Origin of the sequence: Billgrantia aerodenitrificans (genome assembly GCF_021404405.1) — a bacterium.
GTDB classification, from domain to species: domain Bacteria; phylum Pseudomonadota; class Gammaproteobacteria; order Pseudomonadales; family Halomonadaceae; genus Halomonas; species Halomonas aerodenitrificans.
Genome location: NZ_JABFTV010000011.1, coordinates 106239 through 129990, shown reverse-complemented (window position 1 = coordinate 129990; position 23752 = coordinate 106239). Strand labels below are relative to the sequence as shown.

Sequence of the window (23752 nt, the reverse complement as noted above, 5' to 3'; positions counted from 1 at the left end):
CTATTTCCCTGCCTGAACCATCGTTTTCCCCGAGGCCAACGCTTCCCGCCAGCACTCTTCGCAGATCTCCGGCAACTTGAGGTGCGTGGTAAGCCGTGCCTCGTGCGTGATGCCCTCAATACGCTGATGCGCTTCAGCCATTGCCCGCCCCGGCAGCAGCGGCGTCTCGACGGCCTGGCCGCTTCCCGAGCCGGGGCTGCCTCCGGCGTTGATCTTGACCTTGGGGCCGACCAGGGTGACGCCGCCACCGTCGAGCTTGAGGAAGCTGCCGCCGGCGTTGAGCGTCATTTCGCTACCGGCTTCGAGCACCACCTTGTGGCCGGCCTTGATGTGCAGCTCGCGGCCGCATTCGCTGAGCCAGGCTTGGCCGGCCTTGAGGTGCAGGGTGCCCTGTACCGTGAGGTGCTGGTTGGCGACGGTTTGCTCATGGCGCTCGCCGCGCACGGTGTGGTGATCGTCGGCATGGATCTCGCCGATGCGGTCGTGGTGCACGGTGAGGAAGCTGTCGTTACCGATCTCTTCGGTGCGGTCGTTGTTGGTCAGCAGCTCCAGATCTTTCTGGGCGTGGAGCCAGATCTGTTCCTGGCCCGCTTCGTCCTCGAAGCGCAGCTCCTGGAAGCCCTCGCCTTTGTGACTCTGGGTGCGGAGGACGGTACGGGTCTTGTGGGCCGGGAGTTCGTAGGGCGGTGTGTTGACGGCGTTATAGACCCGCCCGGTGATCAGCGGCTGATCCGGATCGCCCTCCAGAAACGAGACGACCGTCTCATGCCCAATCCGGGGGATCGCCATGCTACCGTAGCCGCCGCCAGCCCAGCCCTGGCTCACGCGTACCCAGGCACTCGCCGTTTCGTTGGGTTCGGCATAACGATCCCAGGGGAACTGGACCTTGACCCGGCCGTGCTCGTCGCAATAAATCTCTTCGCCCTCGGGACCGACCACCACGGCGATCTGCGGGCCGTCGACGCGGGGCTTGGGGTTGGGCTTGGGGCGCCAGGCCTGGTCGGCGGGCATCAGCACCAGTTCATTATGGTACTTGGTCATGCCGCCTTGATCGGTTTGATCGCCTCCCTGAACGAAGCCATCCTCTTCCAGCGCCTGGAGCTGCTTGCCGTGGTGAACGACCTGGATGACCTGCCAGTCGCGGTTGAGCTCATCGATGTCGTGGTCGGTGAGCGCAAAGCGCACGCCCGGGGCGAGTTCGGGCAGGTCGCTCTCGGCGTCGGCGGTGCTGGCCTTCTGGCGCAGCGCTTCGAGGCGGATGCGGGTGAAGGCCTGGCCGGAGGCGTCGGCCTTGTAGCGCCCGGGGTAGTCGTAGTGTTCGTAGTCGTCCCTTTGGGCGTGGTCTTCCAGGTCACCCGCGGCGTGCTCGTGGAGCTTGGCATAGGCGGGGTTCTTGAACGAGTAGTCCTTGAGCGTGACCGAGGCCGGGGCGACCCGGGCGAGCTGCTGCAGCTTGCGCACGTGGCGGCTCGGCGGGGTGCCGCCGGCGCGACCGTGGTAGGTGCGCTCGCCCAGGTGGGCCAGGGTCTGGGGCGCGTCGGCGAAGACCAGACGGTGGGCGCCGTTCGGGGCATCCTCGCCTGTTTCGAAGAACTCGTGGAAGTAGAACAGGCCCTCTTCGGCAGCCAGGCGCTCGACGAAGGCGAGATCGGTTTCCCGATACTGCACGAGGAACTCTCTTTCCGACAGTTCGCGGGTGACGGCGAAGGCGACGTCGGTAAGGCCGCGCTCGTCGCACAGGGTGTTGAGCACGGTGAGCGGCGAGACCTCCTGGAAGATGCGCGAGTTGTGGCGCAGGCCAAGGCGCCACAGAGCGGGGCGGATCTCGACCCGGTAGAAGGTGTGGCGGTGGCCGCGGTCGCCGCGCGCGAACTCGCTGACCACGCCATGGACGCGGCGCAGCACCTCGCCGTCCTGCCAGATCGTCAGGCTGGCCTGGCGATCGAGGATATTGGTAGCGGAGAGGCTTCCGTTACGGCTGGCGAAGCGCACGCTCAGTTCGAAGGGCTGGGACAGCGCTTCGGTGTGAGTGAACTCAATGACCGCCAGGTCGTCGGCCCCGGGCAAGGTCAGGGTGAATTGCCATCCATTTGCGTTGGCCAATGTGCCTCCCTGCGGCGAGATATCAGCGCCAGGTTCCTGGAAAGCGGGTTAGGGTAGCAGGCATTGGGTTTGTAGGCTGTAGGTCACCTTCTCTGCTTTTTGTAAGACATTGACGACAGTAATGTCACTGGCGCACCAAGGTTGCCATTGGGTTTCCAGGCTCAGTAATCGGCGCTCTTGGCGCTTCACGCGCTGCCTCGGCGGCCCGCATCTACTACGCAAGCCACGGTGGCGTTAACACGCTCGGTCCCGGGCTGCGGATCGATATTCCGTCGACCATCACCATCTATCCCTGCGACATCGAGAAGTGCCAGCGCCCCTGCGCAGAGCAGCGGTACCGCCAGATCGTGCGATGGAGGGCGGCCGAAAAGGGAGGGCATTTTCCATCGCTAGAGGTGCCGGAGTCTTTCGTCAAAGACCTGCAGGAAGGCCTCGCGGCGGTGTTGGCTGCTACTAGGTGAAGGCGACTGGGGCATGCGGCGGCCAGGTGCGGTATGTAACCTGATACGACGAGAAGAGCCAGCGCAGTGCGCCGGCTCTTGTCTTTGTTGGCTTTGCGTTGATGTAGGTCTCTGGTGCTGGACTGCCTTGGCATATAGGTTCAGGGACATGGATTTGCATGACAGAGCGGTGGCGGTCGCCGCCCTAAGCAGAAGGCCAACGTCTTTGGAGAAAAACCGCCACCTGAGGAAAAGCGGAGTTAATAAGTGAGCTTAAATCTACATCAAAAATGTAAGGAAAGGCTTGTAGAAATACTGTCTGATCAATTTTTGAATATAAGTGTTTCTAACAGAATGTTTATTGAGAGGCATTCTGCGATTGGGTTGGTTCTTGCTGAGGATGTACTTCCAAAAACAGGGCGCTCAAAGGAGATGATAGAGCAGTATATAGGTGAACTGCCTCTGTTTGATTTTGTTTATGAATCCTTGTCTAGGGAGTTGTTTGAGTGCCAACAGTATGATTCGGAAAATCCTAATTTAAGGCTCGTTGATATCGAGGGGTATGAAAATGCTCGCGAAGTGGCGGCGAGAATGGTGGATGAGTTTGATAGTTTGCCATGGGAGTATACTTTTACCCTTTTGCTTCATAATGATTTGGCTGATATGGTTAGGTTGAAAGTTTCTGATTTTTGCCTGTCTGATGATATCAGGATTAGTGCGGTTGATGAAGATTTCAAAGAGTCCTATCCTCTTGTTTCTGGTATTGAAAGGCGCGATAAATCTTTATCTGTTGGTGGGCTGCTTTCTTTGTTGCCAGAAAACAAGTGGGAGGATGGAGCTGGTGTGATACAGATAAAAGCCCAAGGTTTTGTCGGGAGGTATGGTGAAACTGAAACAGTAAGATGTGTTAATGAGGTTCTTAAATCTATTTGCGGCCTTGGAGTTGCGCTAAGATTGTTCAAAGTTGATAAAAAGTATCGCTCCACCCCTGCTAAGGCTAAATTTTACGTGCATAAAAAAGAGGATGCGAGGTGGACAGTTTTAGGTACGCAGGAGCTTGATATTTCCGAGTCCGATACTTTTCATGACCTTGTCCTTTATGATTTTGGAGGGAGGCTAGATGATTCAGAAAAAAAGGCTGGTTGGGTTGCGGAAGTATTGAAGGACATGAAAGTTGTTTTTGCCAGCGAAAGCAAAAAAAGGAAAAGTAAACTTCTTCTGGCTTGTCAGTGGTTGTACGAAAGCTATTGTAGTAGAAGTGAGTTGTTATCTTTCGTTCAAACTACTGTTGTTATCGAAATTCTGCTCGGGGAAAAGTCAAGCTCTGATCAAATTGGCTTGGGGGTGCTGTTAAGGAACAGATGCGCCTATCTTATTGGTTCAAGTCAATCTGAAAGAGATGCAATATTGAAGGATTTTCAAGACATATATGATGTGCGGTCTAAGATTGTTCATGGCGGTAAAAGTAGAATGAATATTAATGAAAAGAGGCTGTTAAGCAAGCTGCAATGGATGTGTAGGCGTGTTATCCAAGAAGAAGTGAAGTTGTTGAGTGAAGATGCAAAAAAACTAGCGGGAAGCGGATAAATATATTTAGCCTGGCGTTGTTCGAAGTTAAATTACAGCAATGGTCTGCTAGTGGTGCAAAGATAGTCCGTTAGCATATAAAACTGGTTTCCTTTAAGCTCTATGAAAGGAAAGGCTGAATATTTCACGTTTGATACAGATATGTCGATGGAGAAGTGTTTGTCATCTTTTTCTAGCTTAGAGGCTTGAGTAGGATAAGTTGATTTTCCTTTCTCGGCAATCATAAAAGCTATAGGGTGAAATGACAGCAAGCTAAGCGTTGATGTGACGCCGTTATTGTGAAATCCAATAAGTTTTGCGCTAAGATGGCGTTCGTAAGGATAAAGCCAATAATAAATATCATGGGTGTCAAATAGTTTATTGTCTTTGTGTATAACATGGCTTTTTAAGGGGTCAAAGAATGTCGAACTGACTTGTTCTTTTTGACATTCAATAGAGGAGGTTGCAGCCAATATGTGACCAGCCATTGCTCTGACATATGTTGAGGCATCGAATCTGACGCTAGCCAAAGGATAAATTGATTTGCCCATATAGTAATCGGCCACTTGGCTTGAGATCGATTTGTGCACTCTTTTAACCTCTTCGTCTCCGCTTCCAACTCTAACGCCGTTGCATATCTGACATATGGTCTTGAATTTGCTTCCATTGGGAGACGGTACTCCTTTGATTTTCTTTTCAAGGTTTATTCCAGATAGTTCTGATATTAGGTGCTGCTCTGTCTTTGTTATTGTAATGGATCCCTGTGGTGGGACATGATCAAAAGTAAGTTTCCCATACTCGCCACATATGACACAAAATCCTTGGTGCAGCCCTTTTCCAGTATGCCTGAATCGCTTGGTCAGTTGCTTGGAATAATTTCCCATTTAGACGTCTCCTTTCTTTTTTGCTTAAAGTTGATGCTGCCAAAAAATTCTAGGCTTGTCGAATGATTGCTTTTTTAGCCCATGGATTTCTATCTAAGTTGTGAGCTCTGTCTCGCGGAATGATAAGCCCCTTGAACTAAGCAGCCTAGAACGATGGTCTCCTACCGACACCGCTTCTGCTACAAAAGAGCCTCATTTGGGGGCGAGACTTAGTCATAAGGTTCGTCGACCGGAGGAGGACAAGGCAAATCATTCGCCGGGCTAGTATTCTCATGCCCCTGCCTCACCCCACCCTCTCCCCAATCGCCCCGATAACGCACTCGCAAAACCAGCGCTGTGAGGGGGAGCGGCTGGCCTGGGCCTGCCAGTGCAGCGCGACCTCGAACTCGGGCACGTGGAAGGGCAGTTCTTGGATGGTCAGCGGTGACTCTTCTGTGAAGCTGGCGGCGACCTGCAGCGGCATGATCGCGATCAGGTCGCTGTCGTGCAGCACCTTCGGCAGCACCGAGAAGTGCGGTATCTCCAGGCTCACCTTGCGCTGGATGCCGTGCTGACGCATCACTTCTTCGGCAAGGCCGTGCCCGGAGGAGGAGGTGACGGCGACGTGGCGGGCGGCGATAAAGCGCTCTCGCGTCAGGGGGCCTTCTCCGAAGCGTTCCTGGTTGAGCAGGCACACGTAGCGATCCCTCAAGAGTACGTGGCGCGCAATCGCGGCACCGGTCAGCGGCCGGCTGCAGATCAGCGCGTTGACCCTGCCGGCGGCGAGCCATTCCTCGGCGTGTTCGATCTCCAGCGGTACCACTTCCAGCTCGGCCTGGGGCGCCTGCTCGTGCAGGTGGCGCATCAGCTTCGGCAGTAGTGCCATTTCCCCCAGGTCGGTCAATGCCAGGCGGAAGCGTCGCGTGCAGGTGGCGGGCTCGAAGTCGCGGCTGCTCTCGATGGCATCCTGAAGCTGCTGCAGGGCATCGCGCAGGGAAGGGTAGAGCTGGCGAGCGGCAATGGTGGGCTCCATGCCCTGGCGGGTGCGCACGAACAGGCGGTCCTCGAAGAGCTCGCGCAGTCGGGCCAGCGCGTAGCTGACCGATGGCTGGGTGACGTAGAGGCGCTCGGCCGTCTGGGTGACGCTACCGGTCTCGTAGAGCAGCACGAAGGTGCGCACGAGATTGAGGTCGATATGGCTCATGTATAAATACGCTTTATTTTTGATAGCAAAAGTATCGATTTGCTTGATTGTAGCAGGCGCGACTAGCGTGAAGGCACGCGCTAAACAAGGACAAGGAATCCAGCATGCCGAGCGTTCACGCCGTCACCTATTCGCTCCTGCGTCATCAAGGAATCACCACCGTTTTCGGCAACCCCGGCTCCAATGAACTGCCATTCCTCAAGGGATTTCCCGAGGATTTTCGCTATGTGCTGGGGCTGCACGAAGGCGTGGTGGCGGGGATGGCCGACGGCTACGCGTTGGCCAGCGGTAAGCCGGCATTCATCAACCTGCACGCCGCGGCGGGCACTGGCAATGCCATGGGGGCGCTGACAAACGCCTGGTACTCCCACTCGCCGCTGGTGATCACCGCCGGGCAGCAGGCGCGCTCGATGATCGGCGTGGAGTCGATGCTGGCCAACGTGGATGCCCCGCAGCTGCCGAAGCCGCTGGTGAAGTGGAGCTACGAGCCGGCCTGTCCCGAAGACGTGCCCCGGGCGCTGAGCCAGGCCATTCATAGCGCCTCGCTGCCGCCACGGGGGCCGGTCTATGTCTCGATCCCCCACGACGACTGGGATCGCGAAGCGGGTGATGACGCGGCACTGGTCATAGAGCGCGAGATCGCCCACGCCGGGGTGCCATCATTCGAGCAGCTCGAGCGCTTGGCGCAGCGGCTCAATGCTGCCGAGAACCCGGTGCTGGTACTGGGGCCGGAGGTCGATGCGCGCCAGGCCAACGGTCTGGCCGTGGAGCTGGCCGAGCGACTATGCCTGCCGGTTTGGGTAGCGCCTTCCGCCTCGCGCTGTCCGTTTCCCAATCGACACCCGTGCTTCCGCGGCGTGCTGCCGGCGGCCATTGCCGGCATTACCGCCCACCTGGAAGGGCACGATCTGATCGTGGTGGTCGGGGCGCCGGTGTTCCGCTATCACAAGTACGCACCGGGGCGTTATCTGCCCGAAGGGGCGGGTCTGGTGCATGTCACCGGCGATGCCAACGAGGCGGCTCGTGCTCCCATGGGCGATGCCCTGGTGGGCGACGTTCACGCCACACTTGAAGCGCTGCTGCCGCGCATCGAACAGAGCGCACGGGCCATGCCCGAAACGCTGCCCAGGCCGGCAGCAGTGGAAGACGGCGAGGGGCGCCTGGCCCCGGCCAACGTGTTCAATACCCTGGACATGCTGGCGCCGGAAGATGCCATCTACGTCAAGGAGTCGACCTCGACGGTGGAGATCTTCTGGGAGCGCGTGGGCATGCGTGAACCCGGCAGCTACTTCTTCCCCGCCGCGGGCGGGCTCGGTTTCGGCCTGCCGGCGGCGCTCGGCGTACAGCTCGCCCAACCCCGGCGACAGGTGATCGGCGTGATAGGCGACGGCTCCGCCAGCTACGCCATCACTGCACTGTGGAGCGCCGCTCAGTATCGCATTCCGGCGGTGCTGATCATCCTCAAGAACGGCACCTACGGCGCCCTGCGCGGCTTTGCTCGGCACATGAAGGTCGACGATGCGCCGGGTCTCGACGTGCCGGACATCGACTTCTGCGCCCTGGCCCGTGGCTACGGAGTCGAGGCGCGTCTGGCCGATACCCACGAGGCTTTGGTCCAAGCGCTGCAAGAAGGCTTTGCGATGGATCGCCCTCTGCTGATCGAGGTGCCGACCCTGCCCACCTGAGCCCGCATCACATCACCACTACAACGATAAGAGAGGACACACCATGAATCACGCCATCTCCCGCAGCCTGCTCGCCGCCTGTGCGGCGGGCATCGCCTTCAGCGCGCAGGCCGACACCCTGCGCATGTCCCATTTCTGGCCGGCCAACTCCGACGTCAATAAGGAGATCTTCGAGGCCTGGGCCAAGCACGTCGAAGAAGCCACCGGCGGCGAGCTGACCATCGAGAACTACCCCTCCCAGACTCTGAGCCGCTCCGAGCAGGCCTACCAGGGCACGGTGAACGGTATCTCCGACATCGCCATCACCATGCAGGGCTACACCGCCGGCCGCTTCCCGCTGTCGGAGATCGTCCAGCTGCCGGGGGTTTCCGGCAGCGCTCCCCAGGGTGGCTGCATTCTGCAGACGCTGTACGACGAGGGTCACATCGCCGACGAGTACGACGACGTGAAGGTGCTCTACCTGTTCACCACCGGCCCCGCTTATCTGCACACCCGGGGCCATGCCATCGAGACGCCCGATGACCTGCGCGGCCTGCGCATCCGTCGTCCCAGCGACGTGGCCGGGGAGATCCTCGAGCGTCTGGGGGCCAATCCCGTGGGCATGCCGGCGCCGGACATCTACACCTCGCTGCAGCGCGGCGTCATGGATGGCCTGAGCTTCCCCTGGCAGGCGATGAAGACCTTCGGCATCAACGAGCTGGCCGATCATCATCTCGAGGTGCCTTACTACACCGGCGTGGCGGTGGCAGTCATGAATCATGCGAGCTACGAGCGTCTTTCGCCGGAGCAGCAGGCTGCCATCGACGAGGTCAGCGGCATGGCCTGGACCCGTCGGGCCGGCGAGGTGTATGCGCGGCTGGATCGAGAGGGGCGCGAGGAGGCCGAGGCTCAGGGCGGCACCATCAACACGGTGGAAGACCCATTGAACGATCCTGAGTGGTCGGGTCCGCTCAACGAGGGAACGGAGGCCTACCTGGTTCGCCTCGAGCAGCGCGGTATCGACAATGCGCGCGAGGTTTACCAGCGGGCGCTCGAACTGCGTGACGAGTGCCCCGTGGAACCAGATTGAGTGCGCGACTAAAGTCCAAACTCGATACGGGAAAAGTCCAAGTAATCCCGCTGATATTGCCTTATGTGGCGCATGGCTTCGGGGAAAATGAGAAGCGGGCAATGCCAAAACAATGCAATGGAGTGACCCATGACGACTCTCGGATTGCTGATCGGCGGCCAGGCCAAGGCTGCCTCTGGAGAAGGAACGTTCGAACGTCGCAACCCGTTCACCGGTGAGGTGGCGACCACGGCGGCGGCGGCTTCGGTGGAGGATGCCAAGGCGGCGGCGGATGCCGCGGGCCGCGCCTTCGCGACCTGGTCGCAAACGGGCCCCGGCGAGCGGCGCGGCAAGCTGCTCAAGGCGGCGGAGCTGATGGAGGCGCGCCAGGCGGAGTTCATCGAGCGCATGGTGAACGAGACCGGCGCCACGCCGGGCTGGGCCGGCTTCAACGTGATGGTGGCTGCCGGCATGCTGCGCGAGGCGGCATCGCTGACCACTCAGATTCAGGGCGACGTGATCCCTTCCAACGTACCCGACAACCTGGCCATGGGCATCCGCGTGCCCTGCGGCGTGGTGGTGGGTATCGCGCCGTGGAACGCGCCGATCATCCTCGGTACCCGCGCCGTGGCCACGCCGCTGGCGTGCGGCAATACGGTGATTCTCAAGGCCTCGGAGCAGTGCCCGGCGACCCACCACCTGATCGGTGAGGTGCTGGTGGAGGCCGGCCTCGGTGAGGGCGTGGTCAACGTGGTGACCAATGCGCCCCACGAGGCCCCGCAGATCGTCGAGACGTTGATCGCCCACCCCGAGGTGGCGCGCATCAACTTCACCGGTTCTACCGGGGTGGGGCGGATCATCGCCGAGAAGGCGGCGCACCATCTCAAGCCGGTGCTGCTGGAGCTGGGCGGCAAGGCGCCGTTCCTGGTGCTGGACGATGCCGATCTGGATGCCGCGGTGGATGCGGCGATCTTCGGTGCCTTCTTCAACCAGGGGCAGATCTGCATGTCCACCGAGCGGCTGATCGTCGATGCCTCGGTGGCCGATGCCTTCGTCGACAAGCTGGCTACCCGTGCCGCGGCGCTCAAGGTCGGCGATCCGCGCGGCGAGGGCAACGCCTTGGGCACCCTGATCAACGCCGAGTCGGGGCAGAAGCTCAATGCGCTGCTCGACGATGCCGAGAGCCACGGCGCGCGCCTGGCCGCCGGCGGCCGGGCCGATGGGGTGATCATGCCGGCCACGGTGGTGGATGGCGTGACGCCGGCAATGCGTCTCTACAGCAAGGAGTCCTTCGGGCCGGTGGTGGCGGTGATCCGCGTCGATGGCGAGGAGGAAGCGATTCGCATCGCCAACGACAGCGAGTACGGCCTCTCGGCGGCGGTGTTCAGCCGCGACACGGCGCGGGCGATGAAGGTGGCCGGGAAGATCCGCTCGGGCATCTGCCATATCAATGCGCCAACGGTGCACGACGAGCCGCAGATGCCTTTCGGCGGCACCAAGGCCAGCGGTTACGGGCGCTTCGGCGGCAAGGCGGGCATCGAGGAGTTCACCGAGCTGCGTTGGATCACGGTGCAACTGGGCCCACGGCACTATCCCATTTAGGCTCGCCCGAAAACTGGCTGCGCTCGACCATACTGCGTGGGGGCAGTTGTAGCCGCCCCCATGCCTTTCCGACGACGGGCCTTAGTTGCCCTTGCGGTGATCGATGATGCGGTCGAGCAGGTCGAGCAGCCATTCGCGCTCGCCCTCTTTCATGAACTTGTCGAAGCGGTCTTCGCCCGCCGAGACCTTGCGGTTGAGCCGCTCGGTGAACTCCTTGCCCTTTTCGGTCAGGTAGAGCGCATAGGAGCGGCGGTCGTTCTTCGACTTGCGCCGCTCCACCACCTCCATGCTCTCCAGCTTGTCGATGGCCGCCACCATGGCGGAGCGGTCCACGTTCAGGGCCGTGGAAACCGCCGACTGGGTCAAGCCAGGGTTGTGGTAGATGATGGCGAGGATGCTGAACAGCCCGGGCGTGATGCCCTCCTGCGCACAGGCCTCGAAGAAGACGTCGAAGTAGACGAGCTGCGCCCGGCGTAGCTTGTAGCCAAGGCGGGATTGCAGCATGGAGTAGTCGATTCCGTTCTGGTCGTCGTTGCTCATGGATATGTGGGTCCTGACCTAGGGTGAGCCACGCGGGCGGATCAGTGAATAACCTATCGGGATAGCGGCTGGCGGGGCCTGCTTGGGATCAACTTTAGTCGTATCCAAGCGTGGTGAACATCACCTGCCAATCCTTGTATCCTATTGATATTCTTTTTCTTTCTCCGCTCATTGATGGCGTTTCCGGGCATAATGTTATGCTGGTTAAATGTTTGACTATCCAACAATTTAAAAAAATACTGGACCCATGTTACCAAGGCTCCCAGGCCGAGGGTAGCGAATGCCCCTTTCGACCCTGACAACGATCACAACAGCAGGAGCGCCCATGCTTCACCCCTTTCGCGATGTTCACCTGGGCACCGCCACTGCCCGACTGGTCTCGCGCGATGACGGCACCCAACTGCTCAGCATCGAGGAGCCTCTTGGCGACTATCCCGCTACGCTGCTCGAGTGTCTGGAGCGCTGGGCCGACGAGGCGCCGGAGAGAACCTTTGTCGCGCGACGCGATGCCAGCGGCGAATGGCTGCGCTTGAGCTATGCCGACACCCTGAGCCGCGTGCGCTGCCTGGCCCAGGCGCTGCTGAATCACCAGCTGAGCGTCGAGCGGCCGCTGGTCATCCTCAGCGGCAACTCCATCGAGCACCTGCTGCTGGCCCTGGCGGCCATGTACGTGGGCGTGCCGTTCGCTCCCATCTCGCCGGCCTATTCGCTGGTCAGCCGCGACTACGCCAAGCTGCGCCATATCGTCGAGCTGCTGACCCCCGGCCTGCTGCTGGTCGACAAGGCCAAGGATTTCGCGCCGGCGCTGGCGGCGGTGCAGCCGGCCGACTGCGGTTGCGTGGCGGTGGATACCACCGGCTTTCCCGGCATCGATGCCTTCGAGTCGCTGCTGGATACGCCCCCCACCGAGGCGGTGGAGGCGGCCCGCGCGGCGGTCATTCCCGATACCATCGTCAAGTTCCTGTTCACCTCGGGCTCCACCGGCATGCCCAAGGGGGTGATCAATACGCACCGCATGCTCTGTTCCAACCAGGAGATGCTGGCGTCGCTGATGCCCTTCATGCGCGACGAGCCGCCGGTGCTGGTGGACTGGCTGCCGTGGAACCACACCTTCGGCGGCAACCACAACGTCGGCATCGTGCTCTACAACGGCGGCAGCCTCTATATCGACGACGGCCGCCCGGTGCCGGGGGAGTTCGAGAAAACCATCGCCAACCTGCGCGAGATCGCGCCCACGGTGTACTTCAACGTGCCCAAGGGCTTCGAGATCTTGGTGGATTACCTGAAGCGCGAGGATGCCCTGCGCGAGACCTTCTTCTCGCGGCTCAATCTGATGTTCTTCGCCGCCGCGGGGCTCTCCCAACACATCTGGGACGAGCTCGACCGGCTGGCCATCCAGACCCTGGGCTGCAAGGTGGGCATGCTCACGGGGCTGGGCGCCACCGAGACCGCGCCCTCGGCCATGTTCGCTTCGCTGGAGGAGTCCAAGTCGGGGGTGGTGGGCCTGCCGGCCCGCGGTGTGACGATCAAGCTGGTGCCCAACAGCGGCAAGCTGGAGTGCCGGGTGAAGGGGCCCAGCGTGATGCCGGGCTACTGGCGCCAGCCGGAGCTCACCGCCAAGAGCTTCGACGAGGAGGGCTTCTACTGCCTGGGCGATGCGGTCAAGTTCATCGACCCGGACGACCCCCAGCGCGGCATGCGCTTCGACGGTCGCATCTCCGAGGACTTCAAGCTCGATACCGGCACCTGGGTCAGCGTCGGGCCGCTGCGGGCGCGCATCATCGAAGCCGGCGCCCCCCACGTGAAGGACGTGGTGATCGCCGGCATCGACAAGCCCTATATCTCGGTCATGGTCTTCCCGGATCTGGAGAAGTGCCGCGAGCTGGCGGGGCTGGGCCGCGAGGTCGATGCCGCCACGGTGCTGACAAGCGAGCCGGTGCGCGAGCGCTTCCGGCAGATGCTGCGCGACCTGGACGCCCACAGCACCGGCAGCTCCACTCGGGTGCGGCGCCTGGTACTGCTCGACGAGCCGCCGCGGCTGGATGCCCATGAGATCACCGACAAGGGCTCGATCAACCAGCGTGCGGTACTCGATAACCGGGCCGCCATCGTCGACGAGCTGTATCGCGAGCCACCGCCGCCGAGCGTCCTGCATCTCGGCTGAGCGTGATCGGGTAAGGTCGCGGTGTTCTGAGGCCGAAAGGCAGGTGACGACATGAATGACAACAATGACAAGACATCTGTTTCCGTGGTCGATACGCGGGTGCTGCAGCGCTTCAGCCATGAGGTGCTGGGATTGGCCGAGATACCCCGCTGCCCCTCATCCGGAAGCTGGCTGCACGCGGCGATCCAAGGCTTCGGCAATGTCGTGAGCTTCGATACGGCATGGTGGGGGCAGGTTTATCTGCCGACAGGGAATGCGGCTCCGAAGAACCTGATGCACGGCAGTCTTGGCCTAGGCCCTTCGTTCGCGGAGGAGTGGAACCGCATAGCGGAAATAGACCGCTTCGCCAACGTCTCGATCTCCCAACTGGGCAAGGCCATCAGGTGCCAGGGCGACTGGCCTGGAGATGAGAAAACGGCGGTGGGGGCGTTCTGCGAGCGGCATGACATCTACCACAGCATGGCCGTGACGCTGGATTTCCCTGCCAGCGGCATGCTGTTCTTCGTGTCGATCTACAGGGGAAGGTCCCGATTCGGCTTCGACGAGGTCGACGCCCTGCTGATGGAGGAGTTCGTCCGGCACCTGGCTCGCTGCTGGCAGGCGCACCTGACGGCGGTCCGCTCCGACGCCATGTCGAACGATTGGGGCGACTATGCGCTCTCGAGCCGGCAGGGGGAGTTGCTCTATATCGGCAGGGAGGTGGGGACGGCGCTCGACGCAGAGTATGCCGGCTGGCAGGGTTCCAGCCTGCCGGGCCAGCTGTCCGGCATGTTGGACCGCGCGCCCTGTACCTTGTCCCCGACGGGTGGGAAAGGGATAGTGGTGCAGCCCTGCGGCGAGCTGGTTTCTCTGATGATGTGCTCGCGCCGACGCTCCTCCGTGCTCTCGCCCCGGGAGCTCAGCGCCGCGAGGCTCTACTCCCAGGGCAGCTCCTACAAGGAGGTGGCCCGTACCCTGGGCATCACCCCTGCCACGGCGAGAACCTATCTGCGCAATGCCTACGTTCAACTGGGGGTCAGCAACAAGGTGGAGCTGATCTCGGCGCTGCGCCAGCCCGGCGGGGAGTGAACGAGGGCGGCCACCCGGCTGGGTGGCCGATGCTGCGCTCGGGTTCGGGTTCGGGTTCGGGTTCGGGTTCGGGTTCGGGTTCGGGTTCGGGCTCAAGGCGTCAGCTGCGAAACCTTCTCGAAGAAAGCCAGGGTATCCTCTTCCCAGCCTTGGGCATCGGGCGTGTGGCTCAGTTTGACGATCACCGTCTGGCTTTGCGGATCGATGTAGACGAACTGGTTGTTGATGCCGATGGCGGAGTAGGCTTCCCGATCGGGGAAGGTCCACCACTGATACTGGTAGCCGATGGTGGCTCCGTTCTCGATGCGCTCGTAGCCGGGGTCGGAAACGGTGGAGGCTTGCACCCAATCGCCGGAAATCACTTGGGTGCCGTTGGCCGTACCCTCGTCGAGCATCATCAGGCCGAAGCGGCCGAGGTCGCGCAGCGTGGCATTGAAACCGGCACCGTAGAACTCGTCCCCCACGGGCTCCGGTCCGTCCATGATCCAGTAGGCGTCGAACTCCATGCCGGCGGGCTGCCACAACTTCTCGGTCATGTACTCTGCCACCGTGGTGCCCACGGCGCTCGCCAGCACGCAGCCGAGCACGCTGGTGTCCAGGGTCGAGTAGTTGAATCTCTCGCCGGGCTCGTACTTGCCCTCGGCGGATGAGACCGCGTAATCGCACCAGCGGTACCGGTAGCCGACCAGGGCGTTGTCGTGCACCTCGGTGAGCTGGGTGGTGCCGCCGAACTCGTACACCTCTTCCCAGTCCACGCCGGAGCGCATCCTCAGCACATCGAGGATGCTGACATCCTCGTAGCCGGTGCCTGCCAGGGCCGGCAGATAGTCCACCACCTTGTCGTCGAGGCTGGCGATGCTGCCATCCTCGACGGCCAGGCCGACCAGGGTGGCGAGGATCGATTTCGAGACCGAGAAGACCGCGTGCGGGGTCGTTTCGTCGAGGCCGTTGCGGTAGCGCTCGTAGGCGATCTTGCCGTCCTTGATGACCAGCAGGCCGTTGGTTGTCGTCCCTTCCAGAAACTCCTCGAGGGAGACGTCTTCGCCTTCCAGGGTGAAGGTCTCGTCGAGCTTCAGCGGCGCTTCTTCCAGCTCCCATGGGGTAGGCGATGCCGCCACGGCCCGTGTGGAGAACATCTTGTTCAGCGATTGAAAAGTCAGGTGGTTGAGCGCGGGGTGAAACATGTTGGCCCGCGATTCGATCAGCGTTGCCGTCGTCCAGGCGCTCTCGGGGGCTTCCGGTGCAGCCGCTAGGGCCGCGGTGGAAGTGAGGGAGGCCAGGGCAGCGAGGGCAATGGCGTTGTTCTTGTTGGTGCTACGCATGGGGTCGTCCTTTCTTGGGTGGAGAGGTACGAGAGCCATGCTAGGAAAGGGCGAAGCAGAAAGAACCTCTGCAGATGCAGGGGCTATGGCATTCGACTTTAGCAAGGGAGGTCGTGTGAGCAATTGACGATACACGCTCTGGGAAGCCCTTTAACCCTTTGTATGGAAGGTGTTTTTATACTTCCTCGAATTGTTCGTTATGCGGACGATATGTTGATATAAACATTGTGTTTGACAACAATTTGTTTGTTGGAAAGTATTGTTATGCAGCGTTTGAGCGCGCTGCTCGCCAACAAGACACATAATGGGAACACACAATGACAACGCTCCAACGACTGACCTTGACGCCTCTCGCTTTCGCCCTGGCCGCTGCGGTTTCCGGCCAGACCCTGGCCGACACCCAGCACAATGGCCCCACCTTCTCCGGCAACGTGACCGGCGGCGTGCTCGACGTAAGCGACCGCGATCTCGATCTATGGGCCTTCCGGGCCGAGGCCGGCGTGGGTGGGATCTATACCGTTAATCCCAGCCTGCGTATCCGCTACGACCTGGTGGCCGACTTCGCCAATGCCATCAACTCCGTGGATGAGCAGACCTGGACACCGGGCGCCCACCGCCAGGATGACGGCGAGATATATATCCGCACCGCCCGCGTGCTGCTGCTGACCGACTTCGGCAGCTTCGGTTTCCAGCCCCGCGTGCCGTCCGGCTTCTGGGGACAGATCTACAACAACATCGATGTCTTCGAGTACAACCGCTTCCATGCCCAGACCGGGCAGAACGCCATCTTCGGCCAGGCTGAGCAGGGCAGCGACGTGCTCTCCTACGGCACGCCGCGCTTTGGCGGCTTCCAGTTCATCGGTGCCGTACTCACTACCAATGCGCAGAATGACCAGGACTTCGATGTCTATACCGGGCGACTGATCTATAACCAAGGGCCGCTCAACTTCGGCATCGGCCATACTCAGGTGCGCCGCCCGGGCATCGACAACCTGCACCGTACCTCGTTCGGTATCGGCTACGACTTCGGCATGGTGCAGCTGGGTGGGGTCTACGAGCACAACGACGACCGTGAGAACAGCGGCGCCGCTTCTGACTTCGATGCCTGGGGCGTGAACGTCTCGGCCAATCTGAGCGATGCCTGGTCGGTCTCTCTCGGCTACGCCGAGAACAACCGCAACCTCGATCTCGACAATGATGCCTGGGTGGGTATCGTGCGCCACCACTTCAACGACAAGGTGTATGGCTTCCTCGAGGCGGCTCACTACGACCGCACCGACAACAACGTGGCGGCGGGTCTCAGCGTCAGCTTCTGAAGGTAACGTGCTCTGTATCCGACTAGCTTGCTTTCGGCCCGGCGAGAACGCGACTCGCCGGGCCTTTTATCGGCACCTGTCTCGAGAGGTCGCTGGCCAAGCGAGCTTAGACCAAAGTCGGCTATCGAGGGGGGTTGATGAGTGGACTATAATCAGATCAAAGATAGGTGATAAGAACCATTGTTTAACACACAAACAAATATAACCCATCTGGAGAGACCCATGACGAATCACACGCTGCTCAAGACCGTTGCCATTGCCGTCACCGTGGGGAGCCTGGCGCTCGCCAGCCATGCCCAAGCCCGTGAGCTGCGCATGGCGCCGGGGGTGCCGCCAGCTCATCCCGCCTACAACCCGATGTTCACCCAATTCGCCGAGCGCCTGGAGGAGAAGACCAACGGCGAGCTGAGGGGCAACCTGCTGGGCACCGAGGTGGCCAACATCGGCAACATGCGTAATGCCATCCGCAGCGGCCTGGTGGAGGCGGGGCTGTTCCTGCCGGCCTATTTCCCGGCCGATTTGCCCGAGATCAACCTGGTCGGCGACATGGCCTTCCTCGGCACCACGCCCCATGCCATGGCGGCGGCGGTAATGGAATATATCGTTACCTGTGCGGAATGTCAGGAAGAACTCAAGGCGCTGGGTATCGTCTACACCAGCTCGCATGCCTCTGACCTCTATCGCATTCTGAGCACCAAGCCGGTGCGCTCCCTCTCCGATCTGCGCGGCCTGCGCATGCGCGTCGGCGGCCCGCAGTACTCACGTTGGGCCGAGTCGGTCGGCCTCACACCGGCGACCATGTCGGTGGGTGAAACCTATGAGTCGCTCTCCCAGGGCGTGATCGAGGGTACCATCGCCTCCATCGCCGACATCATTTCCTTCCGCCTCGACGACGTGCTCAATTACGTGACCGACGTCGAGCTGGGCACCTTCCACAGCACCATCTCCCACGCCGTCGGCCAGCAGGCCTGGGACAGCCTGACGGAAGAACAGCGTGAGGCGATGATCCACGCTTCCGTCGAGGCGAGTGCCGCCATCACCCAGCGCTGGGGTTACGAGATGGCCGAAGAGGCGCGCGAAATTGCCAAGGAGAGCGGCATCGAGATTCTCGAGCCCGAGCAGGATCTTCTCGATGCCATCCCGGCCTTCATCGAAGAGGACCTGGTCTACGCCGCGGAGCAGGCCGAGCGTCGCTATGGCGTGGAAGATGCCGAGGGCAAGATCGAGCGCTTCCAGGCACTGGTCGACAAGTGGACCGAGATCGTCGAGGAGATCGGCGACGACCACGAGGCCATCGCCGAGGCGATGAAGCGTGAAATCTGGAGTGACGTCGACTTCGCCGCCTACGGCAGCTGAGTAGGTGGTCTACCTCACGAATGGCCGGCCTTCGGGCCGGCTTCGTGCCCCTGATGGAGATGCCCATGGCCGTTCTATATCGCCTGACCAACCTCGCCGCTGTCGGCTTGGCGCTGCTTGGCACTTTGGGGATTCTGCTGATGGTGGTGCACATCACGCTCGATGTGGTGCTGCGCTCGACGCTGTCGATCTCCATTCCCGCCACGCTGGAACTGGTCACCCGCTACTACCTGATCACCTTGGCGCTGCTGCCCCTGGGGTGGGTCGAGTGGCGCCGCAACATGATCAGCGTCGAAGCGCTGGAAGGCCTGATGGGCCCCAGGCTGATCCGCATTTCCGACGTTCTGGTATCGCTGCTCTCGGCGGCCATCTACGCCACGCTGGCCGTGGCCACCTGGGGCAAGGCCATGGAGCAGTACCAGATCGGCGCCTACGTCATGTCACTCAACGTGCCGATGCCCGTCTGGCCGACCTATTTCGTACTGCCCGTGGCCTTTGCGCTGGCTGCATTGGTCTGCCTGGTCAGGCTGCCGCTGCTGGCGACGGGAACGACGTACGATTCTCCCGCGCAAGAGGAAAGGTAATTCATGTCCGTTGCGACCGGTTTCTATGGCTTGATCATTCTCCTTGTCCTGCTGGCACTTCGCGTACCGGTTGCGCTTGCTCTGGTGTCGGTCTCATTGGGCGGCATGACCATGATGTTCGGCTGGAACACCGCCATCGGCATGCTCTCCTCGACGCCCTATGAGTTCATCGCCAAGTGGACGCTCAGCGCGGTACCCATGTTCCTGCTGATGGGCTTCGTTTGCTACCACGCTGGGCTGACCAACGGCCTGTTCAATGCGGCCAAGGTGGTGTTCCGCTGGCTGCCGGGCGGCGTGGCCATCTCCAGCATCTTTGCCAGCTCCGGCTTTGCCGCGGTGAGCGGTTCCAGCGTCGCCTGCTCGGCGGCCATGGGGCGCATCGCGATTCCCGAGATGGTGAAGGGCGGCTACAAGCCCAGCTTCGCCTGCGGCACCATTGCCGCGGGTGGCACCATCGGGGCGCTGATTCCCCCCAGCATCCTGATGATCGTCTACGGCGTGTTCGCCCAGGTCTCGATCACCCAGGTGTTCCTGGGCGGCATCACCATCGGCCTGCTGACCGCGGTGAGCTACTGCATCGTGATCCTGGTGGTGAGCTGGTTGCGCCCCGACATCGTGCCCCGGGAGGCCGTTGGCGCCCGCGAGGTGTCTCCGCGTCAGGCGCTGCTCGATATCTGGCCGGTGCTGGCGCTCGGGGTGCTGGTGTTCGGCGGCCTCTTCTCCGGCTTCTTCACCGCCACCGAGGCCGGTGCCGTCGGCGCTGCCGGGGCGATTCTGATCGGCCTGGTGCTGCGGCGGCTGAATGGCAGGGCCATGAAGGCGGCGCTGCTCGAGACGCTCTCCACCACCTCGGCGCTGCTGATCATCGGCGTCGGTGCCAGCATGTTCACCATGTTCCTGAGCCTGAGCGGTGTGGCCGGCTACATCACCGGTGCCGTCAGCGGCTGGGACCCCACCTATCTGGAACTGATGCTGGTGGTGGTGTTGATCTATCTCTTCCTCGGGCTGTTCATGGAGCCGTTCGGCGCCATGCTGGTGACCCTGCCCGTGCTGCTGCCGGTCTTCGAGCTGTATGACGTCAGCCTGATCTGGTTCGGCGTGCTGCTGGTCAAGCTGCTGGAGATCGGCATGATCACGCCGCCGGTGGGCATGAACATCTTCGTCATCAAGGGAGTGGCCGGGCAGTACGCCTCGCTGATGGACATCTTCCGTGGTGTGTCGACCTTCCTGGTGGCCGACATCCTGGTGGTGGCCCTGGTGATCTTCTATCCCCAGATCGTGCTGGTACTGACCGGCTGACCGTAATGCCCCGGTCACTGTGGCCGGGGCGTCCGAACGGGATTTTCATGAGTCACTATGTTTGTTGATTCAACAATATATGTCTCCATGTTAATGGTGATTTCGCAAGAGGGCCGACGAAAGTGAAGCCGACAAGTGTGAAGCCGACAAGTGTGAACAAGATCATCGACAGCGCTGCCGCGGCGAACCTGATCCAGGACGGCGACACCGTCATCTGGACCACCGCCGGCCTGTGCGGTTTTGCCGAGGCCGTGGCCACGGCGCTGGAGCAGCGCTTCCTGGAGAGCGGAGCGCCCCGCGATCTCACCGTGGCGCACAGCTGCGGCTGCGGCGATGGCAAGAGCCGCGGCATGAACCATCTCGGCCACGCCGGTCTGGTCAAACGCTTGATCAGCGGCCATACCGGGCAGGCGCCGCGCATGGGCGAGCTGATTCGCGAGAACCGCGTCGAAGGCTACCTGCTGCCCCAGGGCGTGCTGGCGCACCTGTGGCGGCATATCGCCGGTAACAAGCCCGGCGTACTCAGCAAGGTGGGGCTCGGCACCTTCGTCGACCCGCGCCTGGAGGGCGGCAAGGCCAATACCGCTGCCGAGGAGGACCTGGTCAAGCTGGTCGAGCTGGAAGGCGAGGAGTGGCTGCTCTATCGCTCCTTCCCGGTGGACGTGGCGGTGATCCGCGCCACCACCGCCGACGAGCGCGGCAACCTGAGCATGGAGCGCGAGGCGCTGTTCCTCGAGCAGCTCTCCATGGCCCAGGCGGCCAGGAACAGCGGCGGCATCGTCATCGCCCAGGTGGAGTATCTGGCCACCCAGGGCAGCCTGCACCCCAAGCAGGTCAAGGTGCCGGGCGACCTGGTCGACTACGTGGTGGTGGCCGAGCCCGAACACCACATGCAGACCATCACCACTACCTACAATCCGGCGCTGGCCGGCGATCTCAGGGTGCCGCTGGGCGGCATCAAGCCGCTGCCGCTGGACCCGCGCAAGGTGATCGCCCGCCGCGCCGCCATGGAGCTGGTGCCGGGCGGGGTGGTCAACCTCGGTATCGGCATGCCCGAAGGGGTCTCCAGCGTGGCGGCGGAAGAGGGCGTCAGCGATCTGATGACGCTGACCACCGAACTCGGTACCTACGGCGGCGTGCCGGCCAGCGGCGGCGATTTCGCCACCGCCTACAACGCCGAGGCGATCATCGATCACGGCTACCAGTTCGACTTCTACGACGGCGGCGGCCTGGCCGTGTGCTTCCTGGGGCTGGCCCAGACCGACCACGAGGGCAACCTCAACGTCAGCAAGTTCGGCGACAAGGTGGTGGGGCCGGGCGGCTTCATCAACATCAGCCAGAACGCCCGCAAGGTGGTGTTCTGCGGCACCTTCACCAACGGCGGCAAGGTGGCGGTCGAGGATGGCAGCCTGCGGATTCTCGAGGAGGGGCCGCGGCGCAAGTTCGTCCAGCGGGTCGACCAGATCACCTTCAGCGGTCGCTACGCCCACGAGACCGGCAAGCCGGTGCTGTTCGTCACCGAGCGCTGCGTGTTCGAGCTGCTCGACGGCGAGATCACCCTAACCGAAATTGCCCCCGGGCTGGACGTCGAGCGCGACATCCTGGCGGCCATGGACTTCGTGCCGCGCATTGCCAGCGAGCTGCGCGAGATGCCGGCGGAGCTCTTCCAGCCCCAGTGGGGCGGCCTGCGCGCGCATCTGACCCGCGACTGAACGGTATTTGGAGATAGCGTCATGTTCAAGAACGCCTACATCCCCTACGGCGGCTACTACACCACCCCCTTCTGCAAGTGGATGGGCAGCCTGGCCAACGCCAACTCCATCGAGCTGGGCGCGGCCACCAGCAAGCGCTGGTTCGCCGCCCGCGACATCGATCCCACGCTCATCGACTACCTCTACCTGGGGGTGTCGGTGGGGCAGAAGTCGATCTTCTACGGCGCGCCCTGGGCCGCGGCCATGATGGGCGCCGGCCAGGCCCCCGGCCAGAACATCACCCAGGCCTGCGCCACCGCCACCACGGCGGTGTTCAATGCCGCCCTGGCGGTGGACTCCGGCAGCTTCGACACCACCTATTGCCTGCTGGCCGACCGGCCCTCCAACGGCCCGCACACCATCTGGCCCAATCCCAACGGGCCGGGCGGCGAGGTGATCGCCGAGAACTGGAACATGGACAACATCGCCGCCGATCCGGCCACCGGCAAGGACATGCTGACCACCGCCGAGAACGTGGCGCGGGAGCACGGTTTCAGCCGCGAGCAGGCCGATGAGCTGACCCTGCGGCGCTACGAGCAGTACGCCGAGGCCCTGGCCAACGAGCGCGCCTTCCAGAAGCGCTACATGTTCCCGGTGGAGGTGGCGGTCTCGCGCAAGGAGACCAAGCTCGTCGAGGCCGACGAAGGGGTCACCGCGACCTCCGCCGAGGGGCTCGCCAAGCTGCGCTGCGTGCAGCCGGACGGGATCCATACCTACGGGGCCCAGACCCACCCGGCCGATGCCAATGCCGGCATTCTGGTCACCACCCGCGAGCGGGCCGTCGAGCTCAGCCGTGACCCGCAGATGGCGGTGCAGGTGGTGGCTTACGGCCATGCCCGCACCAAGCCAGCACACATGCCGATGGCGCCGGCCACTTCGGTCAAGCGCGCGCTCGACCGGGCGGGCCTGACGATCGACCAGATCAAGACGATCAAGAATCACACGCCCTTCATCGCCAACGACCTGCACCTTTCGAGGGCGCTGGGGCTCGACGCCTACAGCTTCAACAACTACGGCACCTCGCTGGTCTACGGCCACCCCCAGGCGCCGACCCTGGCGCGCCTGCTGATCGAAGCCATCGAGGAGACCGCACTCAAGGGCGGCGGCTACGCCCTGGTGACCGGCTGCGCCGCCGGCGACTCCGCCGCGGCGCTGATCGTCAAGGTGGGGTAACGGCCGACACCAGCGTGTCGATACCGCCGTAGAGGGCGCTCGAATCGACCACGCGAGCGCCCTTTTCGTCGCTGACGACCAGGGTGGGAACGCCATTGGCACCGACGCGGCGCATCCATGCCTTGCCCGCGTCGATGCGCGTCTGGTTGGCAGCTGTCAGCTCGTCGTCCGGCGTGCGGAAACGGCGCGCCGCCTCCTCCAGACCCAGCGACTCCAGTACGGAGGCCACTACGGCTGGGTCGGCATTGTTGCGACCTTCGACATAGCGTGCGCGCTGGAGGACGTGCAGCGCGGCGAACTCACGTGCAGGCTCGGTCAGGCACACGGCGGTGAGCGCCAGCGTTGCCGGACCGGAGTCGACCCGCCACTCACGATTGCCCAATACCCGATCGCGATAGGCGTCGCTGAACGGTTGGCCGGTGAGTCGCGCGATACGCTGATCGGCCGCCCAGGCATGAGCGGCGAAGCCATCATTCATGGCAAAGGCGCCCTCGCCGGCAAAGAGTCCGGTCGGGATCAGTTGGACATCGTGGTCGCCTCGTTCCAGCAGAGCCTCCATCGACGCTGAGGCACCGTAGCACCAGCCGCACTGCGGATCGAACAGATAGATGAGACGAGTAGGGGAGGTCATTGGGATTTCCTCGACATGGCGTTGACCGCCGATCTAA

18 protein-coding genes are annotated in these 23752 nt (G+C 62.1%); 12 read left to right on the top strand and 6 right to left on the bottom strand.

The window, feature by feature from the left end; translation table 11 throughout:
* The gene (locus HOP59_RS19280; protein ID WP_234255132.1) at positions 1-2103 is read right to left on the bottom strand and encodes a type VI secretion system Vgr family protein; all 2103 of its coding nucleotides are present in this window, start codon (positions 2101-2103) and stop codon (positions 1-3) included.
* Positions 2104-2810: 707 nt separating this feature from the next.
* Between HOP59_RS19280 and HOP59_RS23620 the strand changes: the two genes are divergently transcribed.
* Entirely contained in the window at positions 2811-4130 is a 1320-nt protein-coding gene (locus HOP59_RS23620; RefSeq protein WP_234255130.1) for a HEPN domain-containing protein, read from the top strand.
* Positions 4131-4162: 32 nt separating this feature from the next.
* On the opposite strand, the gene HOP59_RS19270 is transcribed toward HOP59_RS23620, so the two are convergent.
* Both HOP59_RS19270 and HOP59_RS19265 read right to left on the bottom strand, forming a co-directional pair.
* Positions 4163-4993 carry a hypothetical protein gene (locus HOP59_RS19270; protein WP_234255128.1) on the bottom strand — a complete coding sequence of 277 codons (831 nt, stop codon included), beginning with the start codon at positions 4991-4993 and terminating at the stop codon, positions 4163-4165.
* Positions 4994-5276: 283 nt separating this feature from the next.
* Positions 5277-6176: a LysR family transcriptional regulator gene (locus tag HOP59_RS19265; protein ID WP_234255126.1), complete on the bottom strand. Its 900-nt coding sequence runs from the start codon at positions 6174-6176 to the stop codon at positions 5277-5279.
* Between the two features lie 104 nt (positions 6177-6280).
* Here HOP59_RS19265 and mdlC point away from each other — a divergent pair, with 104 nt between their 5' ends.
* The 3 genes from mdlC to HOP59_RS19250 all read left to right on the top strand — a co-directional run bounded on the left by mdlC (position 6281) and on the right by HOP59_RS19250 (position 10511).
* On the top strand, positions 6281-7861 hold the full coding sequence (gene mdlC, locus HOP59_RS19260) for a benzoylformate decarboxylase (protein WP_234255124.1): 1581 nt from the start codon (positions 6281-6283) through the stop codon (positions 7859-7861).
* A 43-nt stretch (positions 7862-7904) separates the two neighbouring features.
* Positions 7905-8930, top strand: a complete 1026-nt coding sequence (locus tag HOP59_RS19255) for a TRAP transporter substrate-binding protein (protein ID WP_191223197.1) — start codon at positions 7905-7907, stop codon at positions 8928-8930.
* A gap of 129 nt (positions 8931-9059) precedes the next feature.
* Complete coding sequence (locus HOP59_RS19250; protein WP_234255123.1) at positions 9060-10511, top strand: aldehyde dehydrogenase; 1452 nt, start codon at positions 9060-9062, stop codon at positions 10509-10511.
* An 81-nt stretch (positions 10512-10592) separates the two neighbouring features.
* Here HOP59_RS19250 and HOP59_RS19245 read toward each other — a convergent pair whose 3' ends face one another.
* On the bottom strand, positions 10593-11051 hold the full coding sequence (locus HOP59_RS19245) for a MarR family winged helix-turn-helix transcriptional regulator (protein ID WP_010627531.1): 459 nt from the start codon (positions 11049-11051) through the stop codon (positions 10593-10595).
* A 325-nt stretch (positions 11052-11376) separates the two neighbouring features.
* Between HOP59_RS19245 and HOP59_RS19240 the strand changes: the two genes are divergently transcribed.
* A complete protein-coding gene (locus tag HOP59_RS19240) occupies positions 11377-13215 on the top strand; it encodes a feruloyl-CoA synthase (protein WP_234255121.1) in 1839 nt (612 codons plus the stop codon).
* 51 nt (positions 13216-13266) lie between these two features.
* Positions 13267-14283 (top strand): helix-turn-helix transcriptional regulator, encoded by a 1017-nt coding sequence (locus tag HOP59_RS19235; RefSeq protein WP_234255119.1) that lies wholly within the window; start codon positions 13267-13269, stop codon positions 14281-14283.
* 92 nt (positions 14284-14375) lie between these two features.
* On the opposite strand, the gene HOP59_RS19230 is transcribed toward HOP59_RS19235, so the two are convergent.
* Positions 14376-15605, bottom strand: a complete 1230-nt coding sequence (locus tag HOP59_RS19230) for a serine hydrolase domain-containing protein (protein WP_234255117.1) — start codon at positions 15603-15605, stop codon at positions 14376-14378.
* 317 nt (positions 15606-15922) lie between these two features.
* Between HOP59_RS19230 and HOP59_RS19225 the strand changes: the two genes are divergently transcribed.
* From HOP59_RS19225 to HOP59_RS19200, 6 genes are all read left to right on the top strand, one after another.
* Complete coding sequence (locus HOP59_RS19225) at positions 15923-16921, top strand: porin (protein ID WP_234255116.1); 999 nt, start codon at positions 15923-15925, stop codon at positions 16919-16921.
* A 222-nt stretch (positions 16922-17143) separates the two neighbouring features.
* Positions 17144-18277, top strand: coding sequence for a TRAP transporter substrate-binding protein DctP (gene dctP, locus HOP59_RS19220; RefSeq protein ID WP_234255114.1), 1134 nt, complete (start codon positions 17144-17146; stop codon positions 18275-18277).
* Between the two features lie 65 nt (positions 18278-18342).
* Positions 18343-18861: a TRAP transporter small permease gene (locus tag HOP59_RS19215; RefSeq protein WP_103969798.1), complete on the top strand. Its 519-nt coding sequence runs from the start codon at positions 18343-18345 to the stop codon at positions 18859-18861.
* Positions 18862-18864: 3 nt separating this feature from the next.
* On the top strand, positions 18865-20160 hold the full coding sequence (locus HOP59_RS19210) for a TRAP transporter large permease (protein ID WP_234255112.1): 1296 nt from the start codon (positions 18865-18867) through the stop codon (positions 20158-20160).
* Positions 20161-20312: 152 nt separating this feature from the next.
* Positions 20313-21872 (top strand): acyl CoA:acetate/3-ketoacid CoA transferase, encoded by a 1560-nt coding sequence (locus HOP59_RS19205; protein WP_234255110.1) that lies wholly within the window; start codon positions 20313-20315, stop codon positions 21870-21872.
* 21 nt (positions 21873-21893) lie between these two features.
* Complete coding sequence (locus HOP59_RS19200) at positions 21894-23084, top strand: thiolase family protein (protein ID WP_234255108.1); 1191 nt, start codon at positions 21894-21896, stop codon at positions 23082-23084.
* Here HOP59_RS19200 and HOP59_RS19195 read toward each other — a convergent pair.
* Entirely contained in the window at positions 23071-23715 is a 645-nt protein-coding gene (locus HOP59_RS19195; protein WP_234255106.1) for a DsbA family protein, read from the bottom strand. The two genes, HOP59_RS19200 and HOP59_RS19195, sit on opposite strands and share 14 nt — an antisense overlap.
* Between the last annotated feature and the right edge of the window lie 37 nt (positions 23716-23752).